Genomic DNA, 16,718 nt, shown 5'->3' with positions numbered 1-16,718 from the left:
GCTCAGGGCCGCAGCACGGTCACGCGCAGGAACGTGGCCGGTATCGACGTGCTGTCGCCCGTGCCGCTCTGGTTCTGCGCCGCGAACAGCGCTTCCAGCTCGCGCTGTAGATCGGCCTGCTTGCCGTTGGCCTCGGCAGCCGCGAACGCGTTCATAGTCGGGCCGTAGAAGTCGCGGAAGATCGCCAGGAAGTCCGACGGCTTGCCCGCAAACCGGAATACATAGGTTTCGCGCTTGAAATCGATGTTCTCGGGCGGCACGCCGGCCGCGTCGAAGCGCTCGGTCACTGCGGCCTCGTTGCCCCACAGCATGGGGCTGATAAAGCCTTCCGGCGGCGGTGGCGAATACGACATGCTGATCTTCAGCACCTGTGCCACCAGCGTCGGATCGTTCGGAATCCAGTTGCCCATCACGATGCGGCCGCCCGGCTTTGTCACGCGGACCATTTCCTTGGCCACGTCGCCGGGCTTGGGCGCGAACATGGCGCCAAACATGCTGATAACAAGGTCAAAGGACTTGTCGGGCAAGCCGGTCAAGGCGCACGCATCGCCTTCCTGGAAGCGCAGGTTCGACAGTTTTGCTTCCTGTGCGCGCCGGTTGCCGGCCGCCACGAGATTGCTGGCGATATCGACGCCCAGGACGTCAGCCCCACGTTTTGCCTCGGGCAATGCGGTGGTGCCGTCACCACAGCCCAGGTCCAGCACCTTCATCCCCGGGGTAATGCCCAGGCTTTCCACCAGCTGGTCGCCACTTTCGCGCATGGTCGCCGCCAGCCGCGTGAAGTCACCTTTTTCCCATAACGCCTTGTTCGGATTCGGATTCATGTGCAGTCCCCTGTTGTCTCGTCGTCGTTGTTGTCGATCTGAATACGCCCCCTCGGGTTCTCGATTTGTAGTGCATGGAGATACCGCGATCAATGGGACCGAAGCCCCGCGCGCCACCGTCATGCCGCCCCTAGCGCACTTGCAGGCCGGCGCGCTCGTAGATATCCACTAAGGCAGCCCTGCCCGCCCGATACGTTTGCAGCACCCAATCCGCATAGAGGGCGCTGGCGACACTCGCGCGTTCCGACCAGCGCAGCGCGGCGGCTGCCAGTCCGCCCGCGCGCGCGCCCGATTCCAGCGCGAATCGCAGCCCGTCTCCGGTGGCCGGATCGAGATAGCCAGCCGCGTCGCCGCACACGAAATACCCCGCCCCTGACGCGCACCGCAAATGGCGCCAATGCCGCTTTTCCAGCCAGATTCGCCCCGTTGGCTGCATGCCGGACGGCCAGTTCACCGCGCCGCCGCGCATGCTGGACAGCGCGGTCCAGATGCAGCCACTGGCCGTGGCACGCCGCCAGAGCCACCCATGTGAGGCGATGTTGAATGACGGATCGCCTTGCTCGGCGATGCGCGTACCGAAACCGCGCTGCAACCACCATGGCCGCGAATCGATGACCTCTTCCAGCCTGAGGTGGCGGCGCAGCCAGCCGTTCACGCCGCTGGCATCGATCACCCATCGGTCTTCCACGTCGAGCCCGCCGCCAGTCATGCCAACCACGCGGCCCGACACCATCGCTGGCCGCAGCCCGGCCGCTGCCATATGCCGATAGTCGACGCCGGCCCGCACCGCCGCCGCGCGCAGGCCGCCATCGAGCTGACCGCGATCGACGGCGCGCCCGGCCTGCGTCGGCGCGTCGAGCCAGATTTGCGGCTCGGTGGCCAATTCGGGCGCCAGCCAGTCGAGCAGCCCCAGCGCCGCCAATGAAGCGCACTCGGGCACCGGGCGCGCGCGGCCGCTGCCGACCATCGTCACCTCGCAACCGGCCCGCGCCGCCGCGATGGCCGCCGCACAGCCCGCCGGGCCATCGCCCACGACAAGCACGCCCCGCGTACGCATGGCAATGATCAGTACAGCGCCAGCGCGTCCGGCCCTGCCGCGCGGCGCTCGATCTCGCCGACAACGCCCGCTGGCGTGACATCGCAACGCACCGCTTCGCGATAGGCCACGCGCAGCCGCCCCGGCGCGTGCTGCCTTGGCACTGCCGCTGGATCGGGCACGACGAACAGGAAGCGATAGGCCACGTCGGCGTTGCCATGGGCCGCGTCGATCTGGCGCGCCGAAACCAGCCAGAGCTTGGTATGCGACGGCACCTCGCCCCCATCGCAGGCGGCCACGGCGTGGCGCAGCGCCGCGATGCGCCGGATCAGTTCGGCCGAGTCGACGTGCTCGAACGCGCCGTACAGCATCTGCCCTCGCAGGGCATTGGCCACGTAGTCGGAGCGGTGGATATCGGCATGGTCGACGTCGCCGGCCTCCGTCAGGAACGGGCCATACTCGCCATCCCAGCCGGGCCGCGTCGTGTTCGCGCCAGCCAGTGGGTGCGACGGGTGATAGCCAAGCTCATCGTCGAGCATTGGCAGCGCGGTGGGCGCGCTGGCGCGGTTGAACGTGCGCGACGCATCCGGGCTCAACGCCGGCCAGAAGCTGTTCGACGCCGCGCAGAGCTTGATGTCCTCCACGAACGGGCTACCCAGGCCGTGCGTCGCCAGGTAGATGCCGCCGATGCCGCCCGCATAGGTCACGTCCCAACCCGGCGCGAACACGCTCGACGAGGCATCGGACAGGAACGACACCATGCGCGGCACGTGGCCGCCATCGGTATCGACGGCTTCGCCGCGCGGCGCCAGGCTGAAGGACGCCGGCAGCGTGGTGTCGCCCGGCGCAAACGCGCGCGTTGCCGTGAACGGGTCCACATGCGCGGGATTGGCCGGCAGGCGTTCCGCGCTGAGCGACAGCGGCGAGCCACTGCGGAACTGCGACTTTGGATCGATCCGGTGTTCGCGGAACCAGCGCTGCAGCTCCGCCTGGTCGGCATAGGGGTAGAAATCCGGCGCGGCCACCACCGAATATGCCGCCAGCACGCGCTTGTCAGGCCATTGCGCGATGCGCACGCTGACCGCGCCTTCCGCGCAATGGTCCAGGAACAGTTGCGCGTGATAGCCGCCCTGCTTCACGTCAGCAAGGAACGCGTCGCGGTCCTCGGGCTCCGTGCACATGTCCCGATACGCGGCCGCGGCCTCGTGCCATCGGTGCCGGATATTGATGTACTCGGGCGCATTGCGCGGCTCCGGATAGCGCAGGAACGCCGGCATGAAATGCGGCACGTAGCGCTCGCGCAGCGCGTTGATGCCTTCGAGAAACAGCTTGAACAGGTCCGAGAAGATGCGCTGCGTGGTGTAGCGCCGGTTGACCACCGGCAGCACGCGCCATTGCGCCGATACCCGGAAGCCGCGCACCTTGAAGTTGTCGGTCGTCAGCGGTTCGATCAGCGGCAGCGCGCCCGGCATCAGCAGCACCGATGCCCCCGTCTCCACCAGCGCGATGGGCGGCGCGGTGGACGCCGGCACCGCTGGCGCCCCTGGGGCTGCCGGGGCTGCTGCCGGTGCTGCCGGTTCCGCCTCCGGGAAAAACCACGACTGCGAGTACGGTGGGTCGCCCACCACCGCCTTGGGCTCCGGTTTCACGCCCCAGCGCGCTTCCACGGCGCGCCGCAGCTTGTCGCCCACATGGCGATGGCCGAACCGGATCGTCAAGTCCGGCCCCGGCACGCAGCCGCTCGCGAACAGCTTGCGCACCGGCACCAGGAACTCGCGCGTGTCGTCGCCCTCGCGCCGGCCTTCGATCAGGCTCAGCACATGGGGACCGTACACCCGGCGCACCAGGAATGCGCCGTACCGCGCGGGCAGCACGCGCACATGCTCGACATGCCCATCCACCGTCGGCACATGGCTGCGTGAACGCGCGTCGTAGCTGGCTTCGGTATCGCCATTGCGCGCGATGCCGAGCCTGGAGAACACGATATCCGCATGCTTCTGGTGCCCGGTACGGCGGGCCGGCCGGTACTGGTAGGCCAGCACGGCCACATCGAGCGCCTGCCAGTCGGCGGGCAGCGGGGCACGCGCGTAGATGTAGTTTTCCAGCGCATCGAGGTCGGCCAGCGCCACGCCTGTATCTGTCGCCGGACATTCAGCCAGCGCCAGCATGTGGTACAGCAGGCTGCGCGCCGGGTCGCCCGGCTCCACCGCGCGCATGGTGGCACGGCTCAGTTCGGCCACGCGCGGATCGGTCCAGTCGATGGGTAGCGGGCTTTCCAGGATGGCCGCGGTTTTCGCCGGCGACCGCGCTGTGGAAAGGTCCAGGCCATGGCGCAGCAGCGCCTGTTTCCATGGGTCCGACAACCGCAGCACCCAGTCATGCATGGCTTCGACAGGCATGGCGTACCTCCCCCGGACAACTGGCGGCGCTGGCGCAAATGGCGGCAGCGCGCCCTATTCAACGGATTTCCATCCGTATTCAACGGCGTTTATTTCCGTGCGGCACGCGGGGCCTGCGCGGCCCCGCCCACCAATGCCGTTCTCGCGATAGCGGACGGCATTGACTAATATAGGTGATCGCTTGCGTACCGTTGCGTCCGGGGGCCATGTCATGCTGACTCGCAGAACCTTCCTGCTGGGCGGTGCCGCTGCGGGTGCGCTGGTGGTGGGATGGACATTGTTGCGCCCCGAGGACCGAATCGACGCCGACCTGCCGCCGCCGGCCACCACGGGCGACGCGCGGCTCAACGGCTGGGTCGTGATCGGCACCGACAACCACGTGTCCATCGTCATGAGCAAGGCCGAGATGGGCCAGGGCATCCATACGGGCGCCGCGATGCTGCTGGCCGAGGAGCTAGACGCGGACTGGTCGCAGGTGCGCGTGATCCCGTCGGGCATCGACCCGCTCTACATCAACCACGAGAACCTGCCGCGCAGCCTGGCGTTTCGTCCCGACGACGACGGCTTGCGCGCCCACATCAGCGAATACCTGGCCCGGCGCAGCGCCCGTTTTCTGGGGTCGATGGTGACCGGCGGCTCCACCAGCATCGTGGACCTGTGGCAACCGATGCGCGAGGCCGGCGCGGCGGCACGGGCCATGCTGTGCGGCGCGGCCGCCCGGCTCTGGGAGGTATCGGCCGGGCAATGCGTGGCCCGCTCCGGGCGCGTGTTCCACGAGTCGTCGGGCCGCTCGGCCAGCTTTGGCGAACTGGCCACACTGGCGCGCGACGAGCCACACCCCGCCCATCCCAAGCTCAAGGACCCGAAGGCATTCACGCTGATCGGCAAGCGCCTGGGCCGCATCGAGGCGCAGTCGAAGCTCGACGGGTCGGCGCGCTTCGGCATCGACGTGCTGCCTGATCGCCTGCTCTACGCCAGCATCGCGATGTGCCCCACGCTGGGCGGTACCGTGAAGAGCTTCGACGCCAACAAGGTACGCCACAAGATCGGCATCAAGGGCTTTCATGCCATCGACGGCTACCACGGCGGCACCGGCGGCGTGGCGGCCATCGCCGACAATCCGTTCATTGCCATGCGCGCGCTGTGCGAGCTGCCTGTGGTGTGGGATCACGGCCCAGCCGCCGGCCTGAGCAGCGACGGCGTGCACGCGGCGTTGGCCAAGGCACTGGATGGCGACGATGAAGGCCACGCCTTTTATCACGTTGGGGATGCCGCTGCGGCACTGAAACGCGCCAAGGCCGAGGGCAAGCTGCTGGAGATGCGTTACGAGGTGCCATACCTGGCGCACTCGGCGCTGGAACCGATCAACTGCACCGTACAGGTCGATGGCAAGACGGCGCAGGTCTGGGCATCCACGCAGGTGCCGATGGCCGCGCGCAAGGCCGTGGCCGACCTGCTCAACCTGCGCGATGACGATGTGGTCATCCACGAGCAGTTGCTGGGCGGGGCCTTTGGTCGCCGGCTCGAAATCGACTTCATCGTGCAGGCGGCCGCCATTGCTCGCCAAGCCTCGCCCAACCCCGTGCAAACGATCTGGACGCGGCCGCAGGACATGATGCACGACTTCTATCGCCCCGCCTGCCTGGCGGTGTGCCGGGGCGCGCTGGACGCGTCGGGCAAGCTGGTGACGTGGGAAAGCGTGTCGGCCAGCCAATCGATCGCGGAGCAGGCGCTGCCGCGCACGTTCGGCAAGCCGCGCTTCCTGACACGGCTGCTATCCGATGCCACGATGGCCGAAGGCGCGTTCGACCAGCCTTACCTGTGCGACAACCTGCTGGTGCGCCATCATCGCGTGGAACTGCCCGTGCCCGTGGGCTACTGGCGCGCGGTGGGCCATTCGCACCAGGCGTTCTTCGTCGAGTGCTTTCTCGACGAGATGGCCACCGCCGCCGGCAAGGACCCGTTCGCGTTCCGGCTCGCAATGCTCAGGCAACCCATGCACCGCCGCCATATCCGCGTACTGGAGACGCTGCGCGATCGCGCCGGCTGGCAGGAACCGCGCAAATGGAAGGACCGCGCCGGCACCGAGTTCGCACGCGGCATGGCATTGCACGAATCGTTTGGCAGCGTGGTGGGCCAGGTGGCCGAGGTAGCCCGAGCCGGCGACAGCTTCCGTGTGACGCGCGTGGTCTGCGTGATCGATTGCGGGCGCGCGATCAATCCGAACATGGTGGAGCAGCAGATGGAGGGCGGCATCGTGTTCGGGCTGTCGGCCGCCTTGCAGCAGGCCATCACGCTGCGCGACGGCCAGGTGCAGCAGCACTACCTGAACGATTTTCCGCTGGTGGACATGCGCACCTGCCCGGCCATCGAGACCTATGTGCTGGACAGCGACGACCCGCCGGAGGGCGTCGGAGAAACCGCCACGCCGCCGATTGCGCCGGCCGTGGCCAACGCCTTGTTCGCGCTGACCGGCCAGCGCCATCGCAAGCTGCCGCTGCAGGCGCCGCCTGCCATACCGGAGGGCAATGATCCATGGTGTCAGTCCGTCTCAACGGCAAGACCGTAGACCTGAAGTCCGCACCCGACACGCCGCTGCTCTGGGTACTGCGTTGCGAGCAGCGCCTGACCGGCACCAAATTCGGTTGCGGCATCGGCGTATGCGGCGCGTGCACGGTGCTGCTGGACAACCGCGCCGCGCAATCGTGCCAGCTGGTCCTCAAGGATCTGCGCGATGCCCGCATTACCACGATCGAGGGGCTGCAGGGCGCCACGGCACAGGCATTGCGCGCGGCCTGGATCGAATTCGACGTGGTGCAGTGCGGCTACTGCCAGAGCGCGCAACTGATTGCCGCCGCCGCGCTGCTGGCACGATGTCCGGCGCCCACGGATGCACAGATCGATGCGGCGATGGGCGACATCGCCTGCCGCTGCGGCACGTTCCCGCGCATCCGCAAGGCCATCCGCAAGGCCGCCAGCGTGGTGTGCCGGCGTGGCCCTTCCTGATGTCATGACGCGGCGGGTGGCGGCTGGGCAGCCCAGGCCGTCGCCAGCCGGTCGCCATCGCCTTCGATCCGCAGCCGGGGCAGGAATTGCGGATACTCGCGCTGCATGAAGTCGATCAGCGCCTCGCGCACCGCGCAGCGCAGGTCCCAGGCCAGGCCAGACGACGCGGCGGTACACAGCACGCGTAGCTGCATGGTCTTGTCGGTGGTATCGCTGACCACGAGGTTGAAGAACCGGCCATCCCATTCGGGCCGCTCCTTGACGATACGCGTCAGCGCTTCGCGCAGTGGTGCCAGCGGCATGCCGTAGTCCACGTGGAAGAAGACCGACCCCATGATCTGGGCGCTGTTGCGCGTCCAGTTCTGGAACGGCTTCTCGATGAAGTACTGCAGCGGAATGATCAACCGCCGCTCGTCCCAGATCTGCAGCACCACATAGGTGCTGTTGATTTCCTCCACGCGCCCCCACTCCCCTTCCACGATCAGCACGTCGTCCAGGCGCAGCGGCTGGGTCAGCGCCAGTTGCAGGCCCGCGATCATGTTGCTGAACACGGGCTTGGCGGCAAAGCCGGCGATCAGGCCGACCACCCCGGCCGACGCCAGCAGGCTGGCGCCCACCTGCCGCGCCCCCGGAAACGTCATCAGCAGCATGGCCGAGCCGATCACCACGACCAGCGTCATCGCAATGCGCGAGATCACGCGCGTCTGCGTGTGGATGCGCCGCGCACCGATGTTGTCCGCGACATTGACCGGATGCTGGTCGAGCACACCCTGCGCGAAGCCCGCGATGATGCGCACCAGCAGCCACGTCATCGCCACGATCATCAGCAGGCCGTTGAGATGCCGCATGCTGTTGATCCACGCCAGGTCGTCGGGCGCCGCCTGGAACGTGGTCTGCAACAGCAGCAGCGGCACCACGGCCTTGGCCGCGCCACGCGCCTTGACGACGATGGCATGCAGCACCGGCGCGGGCCGTGTCATCCGCAACAGGAGCAGGCCGCCCACCCGGTGGATGAGCAGGCCCAGCAGGACGGCGGCAACGGCGCCCATTGCCGTGCCGAACCAGGGGTGCCCCACTACGGGAGCGAGATTTGCCATGTCCATCAGTCCATTACCTTGCGAAGGGTGATCAAGAGAATATGGACATAGCGACGCCCGCGCGCCACAAAAGTTTCGCGGCGGGCGGGGCGATTCGTGGCAATCAGTGCTTCGTAGTACGCAGCAGCGTGGTGTCGTAGCCCAGCGAGGCTACCCGCCGCACCAGCCAATCGACGAGGTCCGCCGACGGATGCGCATCGCGCGTCAGTATCCACAGGAAGCGGCCCGACGGCTCGCCGACGATCGACCACGTGTAGTTGTCGCCGTGGTCCAGCACCCAGTAATCGCCAAAGAAGAACGGGCCGAAGAACGAGACTTCGAGCTTGGCGCCGCCGCTGCCCGGCACGATGCGGGCGCGACCTTCCGACGTCCGCGCCTCGCCGTCGGGGCAATCCTCGTGGCAGGTATTGCGCACGGAAACCAGCCCGTCGTCACGCATCGCATATTCGGCGGTCACCCCTTCGCAACCGCGCTCGAAGCCGTTCTCGTAACGCGCGTACTCATACCACTTGCCGAGGTAACGGTCGAGATCGACCGACTTGAACGGCTCCGGCACCGCCACATTGCCGCGCCTGCCCCCGGAAAACTTGCCATAGACCCTGGCCGCCAGCACGGCGCCCACCACGGCCACGCCGGCTGCCGCCAGCGGTGCGATCGAACGTTTCATCGGGCATCTCCATTCGTCCATTCGTGTACCCGATCGATTGTGAGCGGCGCCCTGCCCGCCGGGAATCGGACGGACGCCGACACGGACGTGGTCTCAGCCCGCCTTTAGGGCGTCCGGTAATCGCACATCTCGCTGTTGCAGGGCAGCAAATCGCCTTGTAGCCGATTCTTTAAAGATGTATCTTGAATGCATGTTTAGAAGAGATGAACCGGCCACGCGGCTCTACTGAACGGCAAACCTGAAACGTGAAACCGAACCCCTGAAACGCTCATCTTCGGAGCCCATCATGCAAGCCCCCACCCCCACCCCGGCAGACCTCGACGTCCATCACAACGTCTCCGGATTCTCTGACCGCATCGCGCTGGCCATCACGATGACGCTACGCTTCTTCGCCGACACGTTCTTCGCCAAGCGCTATGGCAATCGCGCCATCGTGCTGGAGACGGTGGCGGCAGTGCCGGGCATGGTCGGCGGCATGCTGGTGCATCTGCGCTGCCTGCGCTGGATGGTGGCCGACGAAGGATGGATCCGCACGCTGCTGGACGAAGCCGAGAACGAACGCATGCACCTGATGACGTTCATCGAAATCGCCCGGCCAAGCTGGTTCGAGCGCGTGGTGATCCTGGCAGTGCAGGCCGTCTTCTTCGTGGCGTACTTCGTGCTGTACCTGGTGTCGGCCCGCACCGCGCACCGCCTGGTCGGCTACTTCGAGGAACAGGCCGTGATCAGCTACACGCTCTACCTGGCCGAAATCGACGCCGGCCGCGTGGAAAACACTGCCGCCCCGGCCATCGCGATCGAATACTGGAATTTGCCCGCCGACGCACGGCTCCGTGACGTGGTGATCGCCGTGCGCGCCGACGAAGTGGGCCATCGCGACGTCAACCACCACTACGCCAACGCGCTGACGGGTGGGGAAACTGTGAGGCAGGTTGTTTGAACGCCATCAACTTGCGCGTCACCCCCCAGAACACCAGCGCCAGCAAACTGACAACCGCCCCGAGCCCACACACCGCCAGCCACCCCGGGCGTAGGCGACGGTGCCGCCCAACCCGCCCAAACCACTCCCCACCGCATAGAACAGCATGTAGAGGCCGATCAGCCGGCCCGGGGCGTCGGGGCGAGTCTTGACGATCATGCCCTGGCTGGTCACGTGCAGCGCCTGGGCGGCGGCGTCGAGCAGCACGATGCCGATGGCCAGCGCCCACAACGATTGATCGAGCCGCGACAGTGGCCACCATGCCGCCAGTAGAACCACGAGCGCGATCAGCGTCGTGCGCTGGCCTTGTCCGCGGTCCACTGCCGTGCCGGCCCGCGCAGCCACCAGCGCGCCGGCCACGCCCACCAGTCCGAAGGCGCCAATCGCCGCATGCGGCAACGATAACGGGGGCGCGCTCAGCGGCAGCACCAGCGCGCTCCAGAAGATGTTCAGCGCAGCAAACATCAGCAACGCGATCAGACCCCTGACCTGCAGCGTCCGTTCGCCGCGTAGCATCGCGAACATCGACCGCAGCAGTTGCGGATAGCCGATGCGCATCCGGGCGGGCGGCAGCGCCGGCAGCCGCCTCCAGAGCGCCAGCCCCACTGCGAGCATCAGCACGGCCGCCACGGCATAGACGCCGCGCCATCCCGCCAGGTCGCTGACTGCGCCGGCAAACACCCGGGCCGCCAACAGACCAACGAACACGCCGCTTTGCGCGGCGCCGACGATCCGGCCCTGCTCGTGCGCCGCGGCCGCACTGGCCGCATAGGCCAGCAGGCCCTGGGTCATCGCCGTGCCGAACAGCCCCACCGCGAGCATGCCCGCGAACAGCAGCGGCACGGCGTGCGCCGAGGCAACCATCGCCAGCGCGCCGACCAGCGCCGCCACCTGCAGGCGCATCAGCGCACGCCGGTCCAGCAAATCGCCAAGCGGCACCACGAACAGCAGCGCCAGCGCCGAGCCCACCTGCGTCATCGTCACCACGGCGCCCACGGACGCTTGCGCGATGCCGAACTCTCGGGCCAGTGCGTCGAGCAGCGGCTGCGCGTAGTACACGTTGGCCACGCTGAAACCGGCGGCGGCCGCAAATAGCAGCACCAGCCCCCGGGTCATGCCGGTGCCGGGCGGCGACGCCGGCGCATCTGCGGGTACGGATACGGATTGTGGCGGCTGTGGCGATTGACTCATCGGAGGTGCCTCCATGCACTCTAAACCGGTTGCAAAATAAAACCGGTTGAATGCTAGGCCAACCGGTTTTAAAATGCAACCACGTCCTCGATCACTCCCGCCTGCCCACCCATGACGCGCAACGCTCCACAAGCTGCTGAACCCTGTCCCGTCGCACGGTCGCTCGACGTCATCGGCGATCGCTGGTCGCTGCTGGTCATCCGGGATGCATTCGACGGGGTGCGCCGATTTGGCGATTTCCAGCGCGGGCTCGGCGTGGCACGGAACATCCTGGCGGATCGGCTGCACAAGCTGGTGGAGGCGGGCATTTTGGCAACGCAGCCGGCCTCGGATGGGTCGGCGTACCAGGAATATGTGCTGACGGCCGCCGGGGAACGGCTGTTCCCGCTGGTCATCGCGTTGCGCCAGTGGGGTGAACGCCATCTGTTCGCGGCAGGCGAGCGCCACTCCACGCTGGTCGACACGCGCACTGGCAAACCCATCCCCCCGATGCAGCCGACGGCAAAGGACGGTAGCGCCATCCACCCCGCTGACACGGAAGTCCGCAAGCTGGCATAGGACGATTGGCCCCTGGGCGTTTTTGATCGGCGTATGATCAACCGCGTGTCACCCCTGCCCGCCGGATTGCCCGTGATGACCCACCGCCCCCACCTGTCTCCCAAGCTCCACCTGACCGAGACGCACGGATTTGCGCTGCATGACAGCCGGCAGCCGTCATTCCGGCGCGAATGGCATACGCACGACTGCGGCATGCTGCTGTGGCCGCGCATGGGCCGGCTCAAGGCGGAGTGGGACGAAACGTCAGGCGACCCCGATGCACGCCATGCGGTGACGCTGGTGCGTGGCACGGCGGTGCTGCTGCCGGCATCCACGTCCCATCTGACGGCCTCTGAACACGCGCGGCAGCACCACGGCGAGCTTTACCTGCCGCCGGACCGCATGCCCGGCATCCACCGGATGGGTGCGATGCGCCTGGACGCGCCGACCATTGCGATGCTCGAAGCGCTGCTGGCGCCGACGGTCACGCCGTCGAGCGCGGCGTGGCTGGTGCGCGCCATCGTCGAGCAGATCGTGACGAGCCGGCCGCTGGCGACGCCTGAGGAACCGGCTTCCCTGGCGCATCGCATGATGCGGCGGTTCACGCAGGCGCTGGAGCGCGACCTGCCGCTGCCGTCGATCGATGCCGTGGCCGCCGAACTCGGCGCCTCGATCCGTCAACTTCAGCGCGCCTGCCAGATCGAATGCGGCGCCAGCCCCGTGGCCCTGCGGCGCCGCGTGCTGGCCGCGCACGCCCGCGCGCTGATGGCTGCTGGCCGGTCGGCGGCCAGCGTCAGCGTGCAGCTTGGCTTTGCATCGAGCGGCCACCTGCACCGGCTGCTGCGCGACACCACGGATCAGTCTTAGCCGCGCCTCCGCAGCGTTTCAGGCACGCGCCACGAGCGCGTCGATCTCGATTTCCGTCCACGCGCAATCGGGCAGGCTGGCCACGCCCAGCGCGCTGCGCGCCGGCAACGGCTGGTCCGGAAACGCCACGCGCAGCAGCGCCGACGCCGCGTCCAGCACCGCCGGATGCCGCGTGAACGTGGACGCCGCGCGGATGAAGCCACGCAGCCGCACCACCTGGATCACGCGCGACAGGTCGCCGTCGCACGCCAGCCGCAGCGCGGCCAGCGCATTGAGCATCGAGACTTCGGCGGCCTGGCGGGCCAGCGGCAGGTCGTCGTCGGTCCGGCATTCGCCCGCCATGGCCACGCCGTCGAGACGGCAGACCTGGCCCGAGATCGACACCCATTGGGCTTCGCCGGCCGGTATCGCACAGAAAGGCGCGTAATTGCCCCTCGGCGCCGAAACAGGCGGCAGTGCCAGGCCAACCGCCGCCAGCCGCGATTCCGGGGATTCCGTTAAAGCCACCGCCTGCCCGGTCATCGGGCGTCCCACACCGACGCACCGCTGAGCCAGCATCCCACCATGCCGCCCTGCGCATCGAGGCGCGGCGCCACCAGGATTTCCGAAGGGCTGCCCATCGCATCGCCCTGCCACACCGCGATGGGTGCGGCGGTGCCCTTGCCCAGCAGGCCCTCGCCGGCCAGGTAGCCCCAGAGCGCGGCGGCGGCGATGCCGGTGGCCGCGTCTTCGGGGTATCCCGACGATTTCGGGAACTGCCGCGCATGCACCACGCGCAGGCCGTCCTGTTGCGTGCCATTCCACGCATAGGGATAGAGGCCGGTGGAATCGATCGATGCGCACAGCGCTTCCATGGTCGCGAAATCGGGCCGCAGGGCATCGAGCTCGGCAACCGACGGCATCTCCATCAGGGTCTTCACACGGCTGGTGGCCGCGTTGGTGGCGGTCCAGGCGCCGGCGGGCAAGCCCATCTGCGCTGCCACGCGGTCGGCTTGCGGCTGTTCGAGCGACTGCGTGCGCACCGCCGGCTGCGAGATCCAGGCGCGCTGCACCGCGCAGTCCCAGTACGCCTCGACGATCCCGCTCAGCGTTTCGATACGCGCGGTGGGCGTGGTCCACAGCCCCCACTGGCGCAGCGCCCACAGCGTACCGACGGTGGCGTGGCCGCACATTTCCATTTCGTGCTGCGGCACGAAGAATCGAAAGCGCCAGTCGCAGCCTTCCGTACTAGGCAGCACGAAGGCCGACTCGTGGCCGTACTCGGCCGCCACGGCCTGCATGTCTTCCGCACTCATGCCTTGGGCATCGGCCACCAGCGGCACCGGGTTGCCGCCTTGTCCGTCCCGTACGAAGACCCGGACCATATCCACCTTGCTCACCTTACTCACCCGTCGCCCCCACCGATTTGGCAATCGCGCCCCAATAGGGGATGTCCTTCTGTACCGCCGCCTGCAGCGCCGCCGGCGTGCCGGGGCGTGCCGTCACGCCCTTGCCTGCCAGGTCGTCGGCCACGGCCTTGTCGCTTAGCACCTTGTTGAGCGCGGCGTTGAAGCGGTCGACGATGGGCGCCGGCGTGCCTTTCGGGAACGCGATGCCGTACCAGAGCTGCTGCTCGAAGCCGGGCACGCCCTGGCTGGCGAACGTCGGCACATCGGCCAGCAGCGGCGTGGGCGCCGTGGTGGCAATCGCCGTGATCTTGTGCGCCTTGATATACGGCGCCAGGCCCACCGGGTTGTCGAACATGATCTGCACCTGGCCGCCGATCAGGTCCGTGTAGGCCGGTGCGGCGCCGCGATACGGCACGTGCACCAGCGGTACGCCGGCCAGCTTCTGGAACTGCTCGCCCATCAGGTGCGATACCGTGCCCACGCCCACCGAGCCGAAGCTGTGCTGCGAGCGGTCAGCCTTGAGCCGGGCAATCAGCGCCTTGGTGTCGGGTACCTGCAGTGCGTTGTTGACGGCCAGCACATACGGCGACGTGCCAATGAAGCCGGCATAGCTGAAGTCCTTGGCCGGCTGGTAGGTCAGCTTCGGATAGAGGGCCACGCTGACCGCGTGCGTGCTGGTGGTCACCACGCCCGCCGTGTAGCCGTCGGCCGTGGCGCGTGCCACAAAGCCCGAGCCCAGCGTGCCGCCCGCCCCGCTGCGGTTGTCGATCACCACCGGCTGGCCAAGTTCGCGCTGCAGTTGCGGCTGGATCGAGCGCACCACCAGGTCGGTACCGCCGCCTGCCGGAAACGGCACGACGATGACGACGGGCCGGGTGGGCCAGGTTTCGGCGTGCGCACCGCCGATGCTCGCGCCAAGACTGGCGCCGAGGGTCAGGGCCAGCGCGGCATGGCGCACGGCTTTCGCCGGAAAGGACAGGATTGACACGGGCTTGCTCCTTGTAGATGTGCAAGGAGTCTAGGCACGCGCCGGCCGGCTTTCGAACCGGAATGCGACGCCGCGCGATCCGGAATGCGACATGGCCGGTCTGACCAGCCTGGCCCGGCTACGGCACCCACCAGTAGCGCGTCACATGGAAGAACACCGGCGCGGCAAACACCACCGAATCCAGCCGGTCGAGCATGCCGCCGTGCCCTTCGATCATATGGCCCCAGTCCTTGATGCCCCGGTCGCGCTTGATGGCGGACATCACGAGCCCGCCCAGGAATCCCATCAGCGCGATGACCAGCGCCACGGCGCCAGCCTTGATCGGCGAGCCGTAAGGCGTGATCCACCAGAGCGACGCGCCCAGCGCGGTGGCGCTGAGCACACCACCGGCAAACCCCTCCACGGTCTTCGACGGCGACAGCAGCGGCGCGATCTTGCGCTTGCCGATCAGCTTGCCCCACACGTACTGCAGCACGTCGCTGCCCTGCACGACGATGACCAGGAAAGCGATCAGCAGCAGGTTGCGCTCGTCGAAGCCGGGAATGTCCAGCGTCAGCAGCGCCGGCACGTGCGAGATGCAGAACACGCAGATCATCACGGCCCATTGCACGCCGGCGCAGCGTTCCAGAAAGCGCATGGTCTCCGACGACATCGCGGACAGGATCGGCAGAAACAGGAAGGCGTAGACCGGAATAAAGATCGAGAACAACCCGTACCAGCCGACGTAGACCAGGATGTACTGGCACGGCAGGAAGAAGAAAAACGCAGCCACGATGGCCCGATGGTCACCACGCCGCGTGGTGGTGATGGTCACGAACTCGCGCAGCGCGTAGAACGACAGCAGCGCGAACAGGATCACGATGGCGCCACGCCCCATCGCAAACACCACGCCAAGGATGCCGATCATCCACCACCACGCGTTGATACGCGAGGCCAGGTTGTCGATCACGCTGTGCGGCTGGCCGCGCGCCACACGCCAGCGCAGCAGTGCGGCAATGGTCGATGCCAGCAGCAGCACGCCGAACGCGCCGGCAAACAGCAGTTGGGTTTCGTGAATCATGTGCAGGTCAAGCATGCTGTCCTTCCGTTCAATCCAGTTGCGGGGCAATCGACAGCAAGCCGGCACGTGCGCGCGCCAGGAACGCTTCCTTGGGCTCTTCCGCCTCAAGCCTGAGCGGCGTGCCGAACGTCACGGTGCACAGCAGCGGCACGGGCACGATCTCGCCCTTGGGCATCACCCGGTTCAGGTTGTCGATCCACACCGGCACGAACTCCAGCTCGGCCTCGGCCGGACAACTGCGCGCCAGGTGATAGATGCCGCTCTTGAACGGCAGCAGCCGCTCGTCGGTGGTATTGCGCGTGCCTTCCGGAAAGATTATCAGCGACGAACCCGCCGCCAAGGCCGCCACCATCTGCGCCACCGGGTCGGGCGCGGTGCCGTCGCGGCCGCCAGTACGGTCGATCAGCAGCGCGTTGAACACGTCGCGGCCGATAAAGCGCCGTACGCCGGACTTGAGCCAGTAGTCCGCCCCCGCCACCGGGCGCGTGGCCGGACGCAGGTCCGGCGGCAGGCTGCCCCAGATCAGCACGAAATCGCCGTGGCTGCTGTGGTTGGCAAAGTACACGCGCTGCGTGGCCATTGGCATGCAGCCGTTCCAGCGCGCCTGCATGCCGGTGAGCAAACGCGCGAAGCCAATGATCGCGCGGGCGACGATTCTTGCCATCCAGTGCATGGGATT

The 16,718-nt window shown here is 67.6% G+C and carries 15 protein-coding genes and 1 pseudogene; 5 read left to right on the top strand and 11 right to left on the bottom strand.

Annotated elements, in window-relative coordinates; all coding sequences use genetic code 11:
* Positions 1-2: 2 nt before the first annotated feature.
* From MFF62_RS29575 to MFF62_RS29565, 3 genes are all read right to left on the bottom strand, one after another.
* Positions 3-824 carry a class I SAM-dependent methyltransferase gene (locus tag MFF62_RS29575; RefSeq protein WP_238267470.1) on the bottom strand — a complete coding sequence of 274 codons (822 nt, stop codon included), beginning with the start codon at positions 822-824 and terminating at the stop codon, positions 3-5.
* Positions 825-954: 130 nt separating this feature from the next.
* Entirely contained in the window at positions 955-1,881 is a 927-nt protein-coding gene (locus MFF62_RS29570) for an NAD(P)/FAD-dependent oxidoreductase (RefSeq protein WP_238267469.1), read from the bottom strand.
* An 8-nt stretch (positions 1,882-1,889) separates the two neighbouring features.
* On the bottom strand, positions 1,890-4,259 hold the full coding sequence (locus tag MFF62_RS29565; RefSeq protein ID WP_238267468.1) for a hypothetical protein: 2,370 nt from the start codon (positions 4,257-4,259) through the stop codon (positions 1,890-1,892).
* A gap of 211 nt (positions 4,260-4,470) precedes the next feature.
* On the opposite strand from MFF62_RS29565, the gene MFF62_RS29560 reads away from it, so the two are divergent.
* Together MFF62_RS29560 and MFF62_RS29555 are read left to right on the top strand one after the other, a co-directional pair.
* The gene (locus MFF62_RS29560; protein ID WP_238267467.1) at positions 4,471-6,828 is read left to right on the top strand and encodes a xanthine dehydrogenase family protein molybdopterin-binding subunit; all 2,358 of its coding nucleotides are present in this window, start codon (positions 4,471-4,473) and stop codon (positions 6,826-6,828) included.
* Positions 6,795-7,265, top strand: coding sequence for a (2Fe-2S)-binding protein (locus MFF62_RS29555; protein WP_238267465.1), 471 nt, complete (start codon positions 6,795-6,797; stop codon positions 7,263-7,265). The genes MFF62_RS29560 and MFF62_RS29555 overlap by 34 nt, the downstream gene beginning before the upstream one ends.
* Positions 7,266-7,267: 2 nt before the next feature.
* Here the strand turns inward: MFF62_RS29555 and MFF62_RS29550 are convergent, their stop codons facing one another.
* A complete protein-coding gene (locus MFF62_RS29550; protein WP_238267462.1) occupies positions 7,268-8,362 on the bottom strand; it encodes a mechanosensitive ion channel family protein in 1,095 nt (364 codons plus the stop codon).
* Positions 8,363-8,465: 103 nt separating this feature from the next.
* Positions 8,466-9,029 carry a lipocalin family protein gene (locus tag MFF62_RS29545; protein WP_238267461.1) on the bottom strand — a complete coding sequence of 188 codons (564 nt, stop codon included), beginning with the start codon at positions 9,027-9,029 and terminating at the stop codon, positions 8,466-8,468.
* 286 nt (positions 9,030-9,315) lie between these two features.
* Between MFF62_RS29545 and MFF62_RS29540 the strand changes: the two genes are divergently transcribed.
* Entirely contained in the window at positions 9,316-9,969 is a 654-nt protein-coding gene (locus MFF62_RS29540; RefSeq protein ID WP_238267459.1) for an alternative oxidase, read from the top strand.
* Here MFF62_RS29540 and MFF62_RS29535 read toward each other — a convergent pair.
* Positions 9,911-11,124, bottom strand: a pseudogene (locus MFF62_RS29535) (MFS transporter). The gene MFF62_RS29540 and the pseudogene MFF62_RS29535 overlap by 59 nt on opposite strands.
* Positions 11,125-11,310: 186 nt before the next feature.
* Between MFF62_RS29535 and MFF62_RS29530 the strand changes: the two are divergent.
* Positions 11,311-11,757, top strand: a complete 447-nt coding sequence (locus MFF62_RS29530; protein WP_238267457.1) for a winged helix-turn-helix transcriptional regulator — start codon at positions 11,311-11,313, stop codon at positions 11,755-11,757.
* 75 nt (positions 11,758-11,832) lie between these two features.
* A complete protein-coding gene (locus MFF62_RS29525; RefSeq protein ID WP_238267455.1) occupies positions 11,833-12,603 on the top strand; it encodes a helix-turn-helix domain-containing protein in 771 nt (256 codons plus the stop codon).
* A gap of 18 nt (positions 12,604-12,621) precedes the next feature.
* Here MFF62_RS29525 and MFF62_RS29520 read toward each other — a convergent pair whose 3' ends face one another.
* The 5 genes from MFF62_RS29520 to MFF62_RS29500 form a co-directional block, all read right to left on the bottom strand.
* On the bottom strand, positions 12,622-13,125 hold the full coding sequence (locus MFF62_RS29520) for a RidA family protein (RefSeq protein WP_238267453.1): 504 nt from the start codon (positions 13,123-13,125) through the stop codon (positions 12,622-12,624).
* Positions 13,122-13,967, bottom strand: coding sequence for a PhzF family phenazine biosynthesis protein (locus tag MFF62_RS29515; RefSeq protein ID WP_404990857.1), 846 nt, complete (start codon positions 13,965-13,967; stop codon positions 13,122-13,124). Before MFF62_RS29515 ends, MFF62_RS29520 begins: the two co-directional genes overlap by 4 nt.
* A gap of 16 nt (positions 13,968-13,983) precedes the next feature.
* On the bottom strand, positions 13,984-14,979 hold the full coding sequence (locus MFF62_RS29510) for a Bug family tripartite tricarboxylate transporter substrate binding protein (RefSeq protein ID WP_404990855.1): 996 nt from the start codon (positions 14,977-14,979) through the stop codon (positions 13,984-13,986).
* A gap of 118 nt (positions 14,980-15,097) precedes the next feature.
* On the bottom strand, positions 15,098-16,054 hold the full coding sequence (locus MFF62_RS29505) for a phosphatidate cytidylyltransferase (protein ID WP_238267449.1): 957 nt from the start codon (positions 16,052-16,054) through the stop codon (positions 15,098-15,100).
* A gap of 13 nt (positions 16,055-16,067) precedes the next feature.
* Positions 16,068-16,712, bottom strand: a complete 645-nt coding sequence (locus MFF62_RS29500) for a lysophospholipid acyltransferase family protein (protein ID WP_238267447.1) — start codon at positions 16,710-16,712, stop codon at positions 16,068-16,070.
* Between the last annotated feature and the right edge of the window lie 6 nt (positions 16,713-16,718).

This window comes from Cupriavidus pauculus, from assembly GCF_022179805.1.
Lineage (GTDB): Bacteria > Pseudomonadota > Gammaproteobacteria > Burkholderiales > Burkholderiaceae > Cupriavidus > Cupriavidus pauculus_E.
This window is presented reverse-complemented; position numbering and strand designations above follow the sequence as displayed.